This is a genomic window from Mucilaginibacter sp. Mucisp73 (assembly GCF_059491465.1).
In genome coordinates this window covers 594732-606681 of the sequence record NZ_CP168507.1, presented here as the reverse complement: position 1 = coordinate 606681, position 11950 = coordinate 594732, and the positions used below count along the sequence as shown (strand labels likewise).

At 41.9% G+C, this 11950-nt stretch carries 14 protein-coding genes; 9 read left to right on the top strand and 5 right to left on the bottom strand.

What is annotated here, in order from left to right; translation table 11 throughout:
* The first annotated feature begins 9 nt into the window (after window positions 1-9).
* From rpsF to ACEN82_RS02680, 5 genes are all read left to right on the top strand, one after another.
* Window positions 10-378 (top strand): 30S ribosomal protein S6, encoded by a 369-nt coding sequence (gene rpsF, locus ACEN82_RS02700; protein ID WP_090528512.1) that lies wholly within the window; start codon window positions 10-12, stop codon window positions 376-378.
* Complete coding sequence (gene rpsR / locus ACEN82_RS02695) at window positions 378-641, top strand: 30S ribosomal protein S18 (RefSeq protein ID WP_022833472.1); 264 nt, start codon at window positions 378-380, stop codon at window positions 639-641. Before rpsF ends, rpsR begins: the two co-directional genes overlap by 1 nt.
* A gap of 15 nt (window positions 642-656) precedes the next feature.
* Window positions 657-1100: a 50S ribosomal protein L9 gene (gene rplI, locus ACEN82_RS02690; protein ID WP_090528515.1), complete on the top strand. Its 444-nt coding sequence runs from the start codon at window positions 657-659 to the stop codon at window positions 1098-1100.
* A 328-nt stretch (window positions 1101-1428) separates the two neighbouring features.
* Window positions 1429-2100 carry a monofunctional biosynthetic peptidoglycan transglycosylase gene (mtgA, locus tag ACEN82_RS02685; RefSeq protein WP_188833523.1) on the top strand — a complete coding sequence of 224 codons (672 nt, stop codon included), beginning with the start codon at window positions 1429-1431 and terminating at the stop codon, window positions 2098-2100.
* Between the two features lie 115 nt (window positions 2101-2215).
* Window positions 2216-3301, top strand: coding sequence for an alpha/beta hydrolase (locus ACEN82_RS02680; protein ID WP_413322503.1), 1086 nt, complete (start codon window positions 2216-2218; stop codon window positions 3299-3301).
* 2 nt (window positions 3302-3303) lie between these two features.
* On the opposite strand, the gene ACEN82_RS02675 is transcribed toward ACEN82_RS02680, so the two are convergent.
* The 3 genes from ACEN82_RS02675 to gyrB all read right to left on the bottom strand — a co-directional run bounded on the left by ACEN82_RS02675 (window position 3304) and on the right by gyrB (window position 6361).
* Entirely contained in the window at window positions 3304-3600 is a 297-nt protein-coding gene (locus ACEN82_RS02675) for a YciI family protein (protein WP_413322504.1), read from the bottom strand.
* Between the two features lie 32 nt (window positions 3601-3632).
* A complete protein-coding gene (locus ACEN82_RS02670) occupies window positions 3633-4244 on the bottom strand; it encodes a YdeI/OmpD-associated family protein (RefSeq protein ID WP_413322505.1) in 612 nt (203 codons plus the stop codon).
* Between the two features lie 158 nt (window positions 4245-4402).
* Window positions 4403-6361 carry a DNA topoisomerase (ATP-hydrolyzing) subunit B gene (gene gyrB, locus ACEN82_RS02665; protein WP_274986778.1) on the bottom strand — a complete coding sequence of 653 codons (1959 nt, stop codon included), beginning with the start codon at window positions 6359-6361 and terminating at the stop codon, window positions 4403-4405.
* A gap of 574 nt (window positions 6362-6935) precedes the next feature.
* Here gyrB and ACEN82_RS02660 point away from each other — a divergent pair.
* The 3 genes from ACEN82_RS02660 (at window position 6936) to ACEN82_RS02650 (ending at window position 9504) form a co-directional block, all read left to right on the top strand.
* Entirely contained in the window at window positions 6936-7976 is a 1041-nt protein-coding gene (locus tag ACEN82_RS02660) for an IS110 family RNA-guided transposase (RefSeq protein ID WP_413323217.1), read from the top strand.
* Window positions 7977-8306: 330 nt separating this feature from the next.
* The gene (locus ACEN82_RS02655) at window positions 8307-8900 is read left to right on the top strand and encodes an OmpH/Skp family outer membrane protein (protein WP_090528531.1); all 594 of its coding nucleotides are present in this window, start codon (window positions 8307-8309) and stop codon (window positions 8898-8900) included.
* A gap of 124 nt (window positions 8901-9024) precedes the next feature.
* Window positions 9025-9504 carry a nucleoside deaminase gene (locus ACEN82_RS02650; RefSeq protein WP_090528535.1) on the top strand — a complete coding sequence of 160 codons (480 nt, stop codon included), beginning with the start codon at window positions 9025-9027 and terminating at the stop codon, window positions 9502-9504.
* A 139-nt stretch (window positions 9505-9643) separates the two neighbouring features.
* Here the strand turns inward: ACEN82_RS02650 and ACEN82_RS02645 are convergent, their stop codons facing one another.
* Together ACEN82_RS02645 and ACEN82_RS02640 are read right to left on the bottom strand one after the other, a co-directional pair.
* Window positions 9644-10051: an RNA-binding S4 domain-containing protein gene (locus tag ACEN82_RS02645; RefSeq protein ID WP_112657759.1), complete on the bottom strand. Its 408-nt coding sequence runs from the start codon at window positions 10049-10051 to the stop codon at window positions 9644-9646.
* Window positions 10052-10290: 239 nt separating this feature from the next.
* Window positions 10291-10485, bottom strand: a complete 195-nt coding sequence (locus tag ACEN82_RS02640; RefSeq protein ID WP_090528540.1) for a hypothetical protein — start codon at window positions 10483-10485, stop codon at window positions 10291-10293.
* Window positions 10486-11097: 612 nt separating this feature from the next.
* On the opposite strand from ACEN82_RS02640, the gene ACEN82_RS02635 reads away from it, so the two are divergent.
* Window positions 11098-11913 carry a 2,3,4,5-tetrahydropyridine-2,6-dicarboxylate N-succinyltransferase gene (locus ACEN82_RS02635; protein WP_090528546.1) on the top strand — a complete coding sequence of 272 codons (816 nt, stop codon included), beginning with the start codon at window positions 11098-11100 and terminating at the stop codon, window positions 11911-11913.
* The last annotated feature ends 37 nt before the right edge of the window (window positions 11914-11950 follow it).

Genomic DNA, 11950 nt, shown 5'->3' with positions numbered 1-11950 from the left:
TCAAGTATAATGCAACAGTACGAAATCGTGATCGTTCTAACCCCGTTGCTTTCAGAAGAGACTGCTAAAGAGGCAAATGCCAAATACAGCAAAATTCTTACTGATGGCGGAGCCGAAATTGTCCAGGAGGATAATTGGGGTTTGAGAAAATTAGCGTACCCAATCCAAAAGAAAACTACAGGGTACTATCACTTAACTGAATTTAAGGCTCCGGGTGAATTAATTAACAAATTGGAGATAGAGTTAAGGCGCGATGAGCGTGTTTTGCGTTTCCTGACCATTGCTTTGGATAAACATGCCATTGCTTACAATGACAAAAAACGCAGCGGTGCTTTTAACAAAAAACCAGCAGCTAAAGCAGAGGAGGCAGCAAACTAATGGCTAACGAACAAATTAAATACGTTACCGCTCCAAAAGTGGAGGATAACCGTAAAAAATACTGCCGTTTCAAAAAGAACGGTATCAAGTATATTGATTACAAAGACGCAAACTTTTTATTAAAGTTCATTAACGACCAAGGTAAAGTATTACCACGCCGTTTAACCGGTACTTCATTAAAGTTTCAGCGTAAAGTGGCACAGGCTGTTAAACGCGCACGCCACATCGGTTTATTACCTTACGTTACAGATTCATTAAAATAATAGGAGATTTAAGAAATGGAAGTTATTTTAAAACAAGATGTAAAAAACCTGGGTGATAAAGACGATATCGTAAATGTGAAACCAGGTTATGGCCGTAACTACCTTTTACCAAAAGGCTACGCCATATTAGCTACTGAAAGCGCACGTAAAGTTTTAGCCGAAAACCTTAAACAAGCTCAATTTAAGCAAGAAAAAATCCGCAAGGATGCTGATGCTATTGCAGCTCGTTTAGAAGGTGTTAAACTTAACATTGGTGCTAAAGCCGGCGAAACAGGCAAAATCTTCGGTGCTATCAACACTATCCAAATTGCTGATGCATTGAAAAAAGAAGGTTTTGAAGTTGACCGTCGTCGTATCACTTTTGATCAGGAGCCAAAATTTGTTGGTGAATACGTAGCCAACATCAACCTGCACAAAGAAGTTAAAGTACAGGTTCCGTTTGAAGTAGTAGCGGAATAATTATATTTCGGAATTCGGATTTAAGATTTCGGATTTTGAAAAACTTAAAAGGTGTTTTGTTAATTCAAAACACCTTTTTTTTATGATTAGAATTAAATAAAAACAAATTCGAAATCGAAAACTCGAAATCCGAAATCAAGAATATTTATTTCGGATTTCTGGAAAAAATTTAGAATTTTAGAGGGTGTTTTGCTAAAGCGAGGCACCCTCTTCTTTTATCAGGAAATATTTTATAACTGTGTTCAAATTCTTCGGCAAAAACAACCAAAAATCAACGTCGGGCAAACGGAATTCAAAATCGGATTCAAAGTTTTATGGCATCCCTAAATTGATATTCAGGATTTTTAAACTGATATTCATCCTGTTTTTTGGGTTAAGCCTTTTGGGTGTAATTGGTTACCGTTTTATAAACCCTCCTTTTACCTGGTTAATGATCGAACGCGGCTTCCAGCGTAAATCGGCAGGTAAGGAATGGAAGATAGATAAAAAATGGAAAGATTTTGACGAGATCTCCGACAATATGAAACGCGCCGCCGTTGCCGCCGAAGACCAGACCTTTTTAGAGCACCACGGCTTCGATTTTAACGCCATCGAAAAAGCTATCGAAAAAAACTCGCACAGCAAAAAACTAATTGGCGGCAGTACCATATCACAGCAGGTAGCCAAAAATGTTTTCCTTTGGGAAGGCCGTTCCATACTCCGTAAAGGTATCGAAGCTTATTTTACCATATTAATAGAAACCTTTTGGAGCAAAAAACGCATCATGGAGGTTTACCTGAACGAGATTGAAATGGGCGATGGCATATACGGTGTTGAGGCTGCTTCGCAGGCTTATTTTCACAAACCGGCCTCCGATTTAACCCGGCAGGAAGCTGCCGCCATAGCGGTGATTTTCCCAAGCCCGCTAAAATGGTCGGCCACCAACCCAACCAAATATTTAAAGCACAGGCAATACCTCATTATGAAAAATATGAAAAGGCTGGGGCCGCTGGATTTTTAGTCCCCTGCCCCCTAAAGGGGGAATGAAAATCCCTCTCCCGGTATTCCTTTTTTATTTCAGCAACGCTGTAACCTTTTGTAAATTAAGACTATCTTAACTTATATAACCACACGCCATGTTGAAACAAAGTATCAAGACCAGCCTCTGTCTGCTTGCTTTTATCTTTTTCGCAAACATTGCTGCCGCGCAGGTTAAAAGCGACACCCCCGCCCCTTTTACGGACAAAGACATGGTGCAATGGGACTATCACTCAACAGTTATTGACGAAGATTATACCATCTATGTACACTTCCCTCCGGGATACGATACCACAAAAACTAAATACCCGGTGTTGTACATGACTGATGGCGACTGGAACATGACCGTTGCCATGAACTGTTTCAACATGCTCCGGCAGGATTATGAAACCACCGAAGCACTCATTGTAGGCATTGGTTACGGCAACCGCCCAAACCAGCGCAGCCGCGACCTGAACCCCTCAACCGGCGGACCAAAGTTCATATCATTTATTGAGCAGGAAGTAATTCCTTTTATACAAAGCAAGTACCGTGTAACCGATAATAAAGCCTTATATGGCTATTCGTTTGGAGGTATGTTCACTACTATGGTATTGTTTGAGCATCCCAACCTGTTTAACATGATTTTCATAGGCGCTCCGGGCAACAGCGGCAGTGAACTGATCCCTTCGGCTAAAAAATACTTTGCCAATAATCATGACATTAACTGCAGGGTGTTTTTAGGCGTAGGTTCTTTTGAGCTCTTAACCAGCAAAAACATTCAGGATTTTAAAATCTACATGGAAAACCAGCATTGTAAAGGGCTTGATATTGCTACCGCGATCACCCCAAATGCCGGGCATGGGGCAGCATTGGCGCAAGTAATGCAAAACGCAATAAAATTTGCTTATTGCAAACAGCATAAGGCTATTAATATACCTGCAAAGCAATTGGAACAATATGCAGGTAATTACCAGATAGCAGGCGATAAAAAAAACAAATTCAAGACTTATGTTGCTGAAGGCAAACTATACTTCGTCCAAAATGATGCAATACCAATGGTAATTGTACCATATGCAAAAGCGTCGTTCTTTATGTATGAAAATGAACGGGCCGATATTACTTTCCATACAGAAGGCAACAAAATTTACATGGTGTTCAGCTTTCCAAATGAAAAACCAACCCGGCTGGATAAAATAAACTAAACCTATTCCGCACCGTCCAGGAGTGCCGTTAAATCTGGATGATACACAGGAGTCAAGAACTCGGTGACGGTAAATTCAGCAAGTTTATGCTTGTAAAAGGGATCTTCGGTAATGATCTTCTCTATTTGCTCCCTTGAGCCCGCAAAGGCCAGGATAGCTCCACCCGTGCGCGGCACCTTAGGCCCCCAAACAACAAATACCTTTTCATCATAATATTTATTAAGATGCTTCAGATGGACCTCCATATAAGCATCAATCTCTTCAAGAGGGGCGATATACTTAAGATCGATGAAAAACATAAGCGTTAAGTTTAATATTCGGTATTTGGAATTTATTTGTACTTCCAGTGCCTTGATTTACCCTCAGCAAGCCACTCAGCGGCGGTTTCCATACGCTTAAGGCGGGTAGCCTCGGTTTTGGCTTCGGTTATCCATTCAATATACTCTTTTTTCTGCGAGTAGCTGAATTGGTTAAGGTTTAACCAGGCTTGCGGATGAGCTTCTAAAAATTTCACGAAGTAGTCAGGTACTACCAGCTCGTCGCGTTGGGCGGGCGACTTTTTTTGGGAAGCCGGCCTGGGTTTATTATCTTCATTTAGGGCCATCGCCTGCTGTATAAACTCTATAAGTACTTCCTTTGGAGGAAGGTCATCAATACTGGTTAGGCGACCGAAGCTACCTGCAGCCTGATCGGCCAGGCTCAACACCTTTTGTGGATCGTATAATAGCGATGCCTTCCAAAAACCAAATGAGCAATGTTGCTTAAAAGCGGCCATATTGCAAACCACACCTTTATAATCAAAAAAAGGCATGCTCCATTTCATGGTTTCAATTATCATAGGCGAGGCTTCATGCACCACAGCTCTCAGATAGTTTAAAATTGGCTTTGCAAATTCGGGTGATTTTTCGATGTAGGCATCAATCCGGTTATCATAGTGTTCCATAATTAAAGTTAGCGATTACAACAGCTCCGGCAAAATTGATTTAAATACGCCCCGCCAAACCAGGCAGGGACAAGCTCCTACAAAAAAACCCGCTTCAAAAGAAGCGGGTCTTAAAAAATGTATCAATCATCCCTCCCCTTCAGGGGTCGGGGCATCGCTTACGAATCTATCTTAGCATATTTAGCGTTGCGCTCAATGAACTCGCGGCGTGGGGCAACTTCATCCCCCATCAACATACTGAAGGTATGGTCGCACTCGGCGGCGTTTTCAATGGTAGCACGTTTAAGGGTACGGGTTTCGGGGTTCATGGTTGTTTCCCAAAGCTGAATATCGTTCATCTCACCCAAACCTTTGTAGCGTTGCACGTGCACGCTGTCTTCCTTGCCGGCACCTTTAAGGCGCTGGATAGCGGCATCGCGCTGTACATCATTCCAGCAGTATTCATACTCCTTACCTTTTTTAACCTGGTAAAGCGGCGGCGAAGCAATATATACGTAGCCGGCCTCAACCAGCTCCTTCATGTAACGGAAGAAGAAAGTAAGGATCAGCGTGGTAATGTGCGAACCGTCCACGTCGGCATCCGTCATGATGATGATTTTATGGTAACGGAGCTTGGTTAAGTTAAGGGCTTTATCATCTTCAGGCGTACCGCGGCTTACGCCCAAACCGGTAAACATGTTCTTGATCTCTTCGTTTTCGTAAATCTTGTGCTCCATGGCTTTCTCCACGTTCAGGATCTTACCACGCAATGGTAAAATAGCCTGGTACTCGCGGTTACGGCCTTGTTTAGCGGTACCACCCGCCGAATCGCCTTCGACAAGGAATAACTCACAAAGGGTTGGGTCGCTATTGGCACAATCAGACAGTTTACCCGGTAATCCCGAGCCTGTCATCACACTCTTGCGCTGTACCATTTCACGCGCTTTACGGGCGGCGGCACGGGCGGTAGCGGCAAGGATCACTTTATTTACAATAAGGCGTGCTTCTTTAGGATTTTCTTCAAGGTAATTACCTAAAATTTCACCAACGGCCACGTCAACAGCACCCATTACCTCATTGTTACCCAGTTTGGTTTTGGTTTGGCCTTCAAACTGCGGCTCGGCCACTTTTACCGAAACTACTGCAGTTAAACCTTCGCGGAAGTCGTCGCCGCTAATCTCAACTTTTACGTTTTTCAGTAAACCTTCCTTATCAGCATAAGCTTTTAAAGTACGGGTTAAACCGCGACGGAAACCTGCTACGTGGGTACCACCTTCAATAGTATTGATGTTATTTACGTACGAGAAAACGTTCTCGCTGTAGGTGTCATTGTATTGCAGCGCAAGCTCAACCGGAATGCCGCCTTTATTACCATCTACATAAATAGGTTCAGGGATGATCGGCGTACGGGTGCCGTCCAAAAATTTAACAAACTCACGCAAACCACCCTGTGAGAAAAACTCTTCTGAACGGAAAGTACCATCCTCTAAAGTTTCGCGCTCATCAGTTAAGCTCAGGCGAATGCCTTTATTAAGGAACGAAAGCTCGCGCAAACGGCCAGCCAGGGTATCGTATTTATACTCGGTAGTGGTAGTAAAAATCTCCGGATCGGGCTGAAATGTTTGGATTGTACCGGTTTTATCAGATACACCTATCTCCTTTACATCAAACATGGGCTTACCACGCTCATACTCCTGGGTAAAGATTTTGCCTTCACGGTGAACAACAGTAGCAACATGGGTTGACAGTGCGTTAACGCAACTTACACCTACACCGTGCAAACCACCCGATACCTTGTAGGTATCCTTGTCAAATTTACCACCGGCGTGTAAAACAGTCATTACAATTTCAAGCGCCGATTTACCTTCTTTTGTATTGATACCAGTAGGGATACCACGACCGTTATCTGATACGGTTATGGAATTGCCAACATGTATAGTAACTTTTATATCATCGCAATAACCGGCAAGGGCTTCGTCGATAGAGTTATCAACCACTTCATATACAAGGTGGTGCAAACCTTTAACACCTGTATCGCCAATGTACATCGACGGACGCTTGCGCACCGCCTCTAAACCTTCTAAAACCTGTATGTTATCTGCTGAATAATTGGATTTATCCTGAATTTCTTCGCTCATATTTATTTAATGAAACAATCTTCAAAATTACAAAAAATACCCCAAATTAACGATTATTTGTGGATAAAAGTACAGTTGTGGAGAGTTGTCTGAATCAGGATTTGCAGGATTTTAGAATTGTCAGAATACTTTGTCTAAACTCGAGTTTTATAGAATTTAAAGGATTTATAGAATTTGTTGTATTTCCAACCCCGGCAATGCATTAATAATTTTAAAGAATCCAGTTCATAAGTTCCGAAATCAAAAATCCGATATTCAAAATCATTAATGGCGTTGCCTGCGGCCGGGCTATCCGCTCATACACCTGCAGGCATTACCCTCAGGCCGGTATCCGCTACTATCCCTCCTATGTTTACATCTAATATTATTGTAATGATTTTATGAGTGAAAAGAGTGAGAGCACAGCAATCCCAAACAGCCTTGAGCATGTTGAGCGTTAGATATAGCCTCACTCCTTTACTTTTTTGAGTTTGAACAGAATGTAAGGAATACGACCAGGCAGTATATCCAGGATAACCAACAGGAGGAAAAACGAAGAAAGGTTTTCACTTATAACAGTTAAAAACTTTGATCAATGGCAAGCAGATTATTAAAACAAGTAGTAGGTATTGATGTGGCTCAAAAAGAGCTGGTGGTTTCTATCGGCAAGATGGATGAGCAGGCAGTTATAACAGTTTATGCGAACAAGATTTTTCCAAACAATGAAAAAGGATTTGCAAACCTGGAAGTATGGATAAACAAGCAAAGCATCCCCCAATATCCATTAAGATATGTAATGGAGGCCACAGGTGTATACCACGAGCGCCTTGCTTATTATCTGGCCGGCAAAGGGTATGCTGTAAGTATTGTCATGCCCAACAAGATCTCGAACTTCTTCAAGACACTGGAGATCAAAACAATTACCGATAAATCAATGTCTTTTGCCATAGCCATGTTCGGACTTGAAAAGAAACTGGATAACTGGGTACAACCCAAAAGGGTGTTCAGGACCCTGCGGCAGATAACCCGTGAAAGAGAACAACTTATTGCAGAAAGAACCATGATCAAGAACCAGCTACATGCTGAACAGTCCGAAGCTTTTCCGGGGGAAGATACTATCCGCAGAATGATGGACAGGATAAAGATGATTGGTGAACAACTTAAAGAAATACTTACTGAGATTAGAACAGCTGTAGCACAGGACAAACATTTAAAACAAACACTGGCTACCATTACCACTATTCCTGGAGTCGGCTTATTAACGGCCACTGTGATCATAGCCGAAACAAACGGCTTTGAGCTGATCAGGAGTAAAAAGCAGCTGACCAGTTACGCCGGGCTGGATGTCAGGGAAAAAGAATCCGGCTCATCCGTTAAGGGCAAACCCAAGATATCTAAAAGGGGGAACAAGCATTTACGAAAAGCCATGCACTTACCTGCATTAGCGGCCATAAGACATTCAGAAAGATATAAAGCTATATTTGTCCGGATCGTATCCCGAAATAGCGTGAAAATGAAAGCTACTGTAGCAGTACAAAGAAAATTATTGGAGATGGTATACACTATATACAAAACCAACAAACCATTCGAAAAACACTACCTTCAACAGAATGCACACATATCCGAAAATAGTTAGAGCAGTCGCTTCAATTGAAGGACTGCCCTAAACAGGCTAACATAAAGCTGCCTAAGACTCAAAAATAAAAAATAACTTTTGCATATCAACACAGAATCTAACGCAAATTTACAGACCATAAAAACCTTTGAGACAAACCAACCTTTGCGGCATTAGCGCCTTAGCGTGAAAAAAATCTTCGTTTTCAAATAACGGACTGCCGCAACAAACATCATCTGCACATTCGCGTATCTGAAATCTGCACATCTGATTATCTGCACATCCGATTAGGATACTTGCAATGAAAGATTATCTTTGTCAAAATTTTATAATAATTTTCAGATTGACAGAATGAAAACCAGTGCTTCAGTTTTAACCAAACTTACTTTAGGATTAGCAATTGCAGGTAGCGTTGCGGCCTGTACTCAAAATAAAACCGCCGATAAGCCGGCTGCTGCAACCACAGCAACTCCTGATAAAGAAACTATTGTTTATGTAAACTCTGATTCTTTATTAAACAAGTACGATTACTTTAAGGATATGTCAAAACGCCTTGAAGAAAAAGGAAAAGCATCACAAACCGATCTGCAAAACCGCGGTCAGGCTTTTCAGCGCCAGGTTGCCGAATACCAGAAAAATCAGGCTACCATGCCGGCTGATCAACGCCAGGCTACCGAGCAACAGTTACAGCGTAAACAACAGGAATTACAAGGTTACTCTCAAAATGCAGGTGCCGAATTCCAAAACGAGCAAGCCTCTGAAAATGCTAAACTGTATGATAAAATTGCCGACTTTGTAAAAGGTTATGCAAAAGAAAAAGGCTACAAACTGGTGTTAACCTATTCAAAAGCCAATCCAACCGTATTGTATGGTGATCCATCGTTAGATGTTACCGTTGACGTTGCCAAACGCCTTAACGAAGCTTACGCTAAAGACAAAAAATAATATACGATTTGAAAATTTGATGATGTAGTAATTTGAAAATTACAAGTCATTTTCAAATATCCAAATTGACACATTTTCAAATTAAAACCTCAACTTCGGTTGAGGTTTTTTAATTTAGGACAATATGGAAAATACGGCACACGAAAAATTTATGCGCATAGCCATTGAGTTGGCCGAAGACAATGTAAAGCGCGGAATGGGCGGGCCTTTTGGGGCCGTAATAGTTAAGGACGGCATGATCATAGCCCGCAGCGCCAACCGTGTTGTGCCCACTAATGACCCTACCGCACACGCCGAAGTCTCGGTGATCCGTCTGGCCTGCCAGGAACTGGGAACCTATAATTTATCAGGCTGCGAAATTTATACCAGCTGCGAGCCCTGCCCCATGTGCCTGGGTGCCATTTACTGGGCCCGTATCGATAAAATTTATTACGCCAATACCAAAGCCGATGCGGCCGCGATAGGTTTCGACGATCATTTTATTTATGATGAACTGGGCTGCACCATGGAAAAACGCAAGCTCCCTTTTGTCCAAATCCTTCGTGATGAAGCGCTAACTGCTTTTAAGCTTTGGGAAACAACCGAACATAAAGATCATTATTAAATCACCCCTCTAAACGGCGTAGCCCTCATGAGCACTAAAAACAAATTAATTGCGAATAATCTCCCCTAAAGGGGAGACTTTTATAATACATTACCCGGCTTTCAGAAGCCCTCTCCCTTTAGGGGAGGGTTGGGTGGGGCTATTCCTCTTCTTTTTCTTCAAAAAAATTATCTTTCAGGTCATCAATCTCGCGCCTGTCGGCCTTAGTGGGGCGGCCCGTGCCACGATCACGCTTAAGTATCGGGGCATGGAACATTGATTTAAAGGCCTGGGTTTGTTCAACAGGGGTTATATCCTCGTAAAAATTGACAGCCGTTTTGGCGTCTACCCGGTTTTCCAACAAGCCGGTTACTTTTACAACCTTGCGTTCAATGCCTTTTGCTACCTGGTAAACATCGCCAATTTTCACCTCGTATGACGGCTTGATGTTTTTACCATCCAGCTTGATGCGGCCGGCCTTACAGGCATCAGAAGCCAGTGTACGGGTTTTAAACACGCGGATGGCCCACAGGTATTTATCTATTCTCAGTTTCTCTTTTTCGGCCATAATATTCAATTGCTTTCATACCGATTAGCCGGTCGGCCGGCTAAATTACCAATATCATTTTACGTACAAATAAAAGCATCCCTGTTCGGGAGATGCTTTATAGCTGAAACGCAACTTGCCGCGCCGCTATCCCGGCGGTGGTATAAGTATAAAGCCTCAAATTTACAGCTTTTAAAACGGCTTTGCCAGAGATTATTGTAGTTATCAAAAACCTGTTATGATCCGGTACTTTTTATAGCTTACTTGGGCAGGTCTTTTTTAATGAACTTATGATAAAGGTATTCGGCATAACCAACGCTAACATAATCCGGAAATTTCCAGTGTGGATAATAGCGCCTTTGGATGTATTTGAGTAAACTAAAAAACAAAACGCTTAAGATAAGCAGCAGTGCCACCGAAAGCAAAATAACTGCAAATAGTACTAAAGGGGTCATATTGGGAATAATTTGTTAACAGCAATAAATTAAAAGGTTAAAACAATTATACCAATATTCAGCTAAGCTAACAGATTGATATAATAAGCAGTTATACGATAAGTAAAGTGCTAATGTTTACTGTTTTATAAACTTATTTACCAGCAAACACTAACAAATAACAATAAATAAACGCTCTTTTAAAATCAAGTTATTTACCCAAAAATCCTATTATACCAACCCCGGAATTATACCTATAAGCGCCCGTTGAAATAAAAAAAAGTAAGCCTCCCCGACACTCGCTGTCCGGAAGGCTTTTGACACCTAATTAGTTTAAACGTTGGTTTCCGTTTATGTAAAATTAAAGTTTCCTTAATGTATTTTTATGCAGTATTAACTAATTGTCCGCATATTGTATAAATGTGTAATATCAAACACATAAAGGCCCAAATACTATACGCAACTTGTTATTATACTCAAAGCTTTCGCAAAGAATCCATAATACTTTGTCAAGGCCTTTTCTGCATTAGTTGCAATTAATCTTTCAACTCCCGCCGCTCTTTCATCACATTCAATCTTTTAAAACATATTTCCTTAAAAATCCTTTAATTTGCCAAAAGTTTAATTTCACCAATGCAAGATCTTAAAAAACTGATTGAAGAGGCCTGGGAAGACAGGAACCTGCTGAACTATAATGAATACACCAACGCCATTGAAACCGTTATTGACCGTTTGGACAAAGGCGAGATCCGTGTGGCCGAACCCATTGGCACACGCTGGCATGTAAATGAGTGGATTAAAAAGGCGGTTGTTTTGTATTTCCCAACCAGGCAGATGGAAGAAATTAAAACCGGCCCTTTTGTTTTTCATGACAAAATGAAACTCAAAACGGATTACAAGCAAACCGGCGTTCGCGTGGTACCTCATGGTATTGCCCGCTACGGTGCCCACCTGGCTAAGGGTGTTATCATGATGCCATCGTACGTAAACATTGGTGCTTATGTTGATGAAGGCACCATGGTTGATACCTGGGCTACTGTAGGTTCATGTGCGCAGATTGGCAAACATGTACACTTAAGCGGTGGTGTTGGTATCGGTGGTGTGCTGGAGCCTCTGCAAGCCGCCCCGGTTATTATAGAAGATAACTGCTTTATTGGTTCACGTGCCATTGTTGTTGAGGGCGTACATGTTGAACATGAAGCTGTATTAGGTGCAAACGTGGTATTAACCGCATCAACCAAAATCATTGATGTTACCCACAGCACCCCGGTTGAATATAAAGGCCGCGTACCTGCCCGCTCGGTGGTAATTCCGGGTTCATACACCAAAAAGTTTGCTGCCGGCGAATACCAGGTGCCTTGCGCCCTCATCATCGGTACCCGTAAGGAATCAACCGATAAAAAAACGTCATTAAATGACGCCCTGCGTGAAAACAACGTAGCGGTATAATTATAGATATGAGATATCAGATGTGAGATATGAGATT

What these genes read in the sequence shown, in the direction of transcription:
- ACEN82_RS02675 (WP_413322504.1), bottom strand. Translation starts at nt 3,600, where the DNA reads ATGTTTTTCATCGATCTTAAGTATATCGCCCCTCTTGAAGAGATTGAT.
- ACEN82_RS02655 (WP_090528531.1), top strand. Translation starts at nt 8,307, where the DNA reads ATGAAAACCAGTGCTTCAGTTTTAACCAAACTTACTTTAGGATTAGCA.
- gyrB (WP_274986778.1), bottom strand. Translation starts at nt 6,361, where the DNA reads ATGAGCGAAGAAATTCAGGATAAATCCAATTATTCAGCAGATAACATA.
- ACEN82_RS02640 (WP_090528540.1), bottom strand. Translation starts at nt 10,485, where the DNA reads ATGACCCCTTTAGTACTATTTGCAGTTATTTTGCTTTCGGTGGCACTG.
- ACEN82_RS02670 (WP_413322505.1), bottom strand. Translation starts at nt 4,244, where the DNA reads ATGGAACACTATGATAACCGGATTGATGCCTACATCGAAAAATCACCC.
- ACEN82_RS02650 (WP_090528535.1), top strand. Translation starts at nt 9,025, where the DNA reads ATGGAAAATACGGCACACGAAAAATTTATGCGCATAGCCATTGAGTTG.
- rplI (WP_090528515.1), top strand. Translation starts at nt 657, where the DNA reads ATGGAAGTTATTTTAAAACAAGATGTAAAAAACCTGGGTGATAAAGAC.
- ACEN82_RS02660 (WP_413323217.1), top strand. Translation starts at nt 6,936, where the DNA reads ATGGCAAGCAGATTATTAAAACAAGTAGTAGGTATTGATGTGGCTCAA.
- rpsR (WP_022833472.1), top strand. Translation starts at nt 378, where the DNA reads ATGGCTAACGAACAAATTAAATACGTTACCGCTCCAAAAGTGGAGGAT.
- rpsF (WP_090528512.1), top strand. Translation starts at nt 10, where the DNA reads ATGCAACAGTACGAAATCGTGATCGTTCTAACCCCGTTGCTTTCAGAA.
- ACEN82_RS02635 (WP_090528546.1), top strand. Translation starts at nt 11,098, where the DNA reads ATGCAAGATCTTAAAAAACTGATTGAAGAGGCCTGGGAAGACAGGAAC.
- ACEN82_RS02680 (WP_413322503.1), top strand. Translation starts at nt 2,216, where the DNA reads ATGTTGAAACAAAGTATCAAGACCAGCCTCTGTCTGCTTGCTTTTATC.
- ACEN82_RS02645 (WP_112657759.1), bottom strand. Translation starts at nt 10,051, where the DNA reads ATGGCCGAAAAAGAGAAACTGAGAATAGATAAATACCTGTGGGCCATC.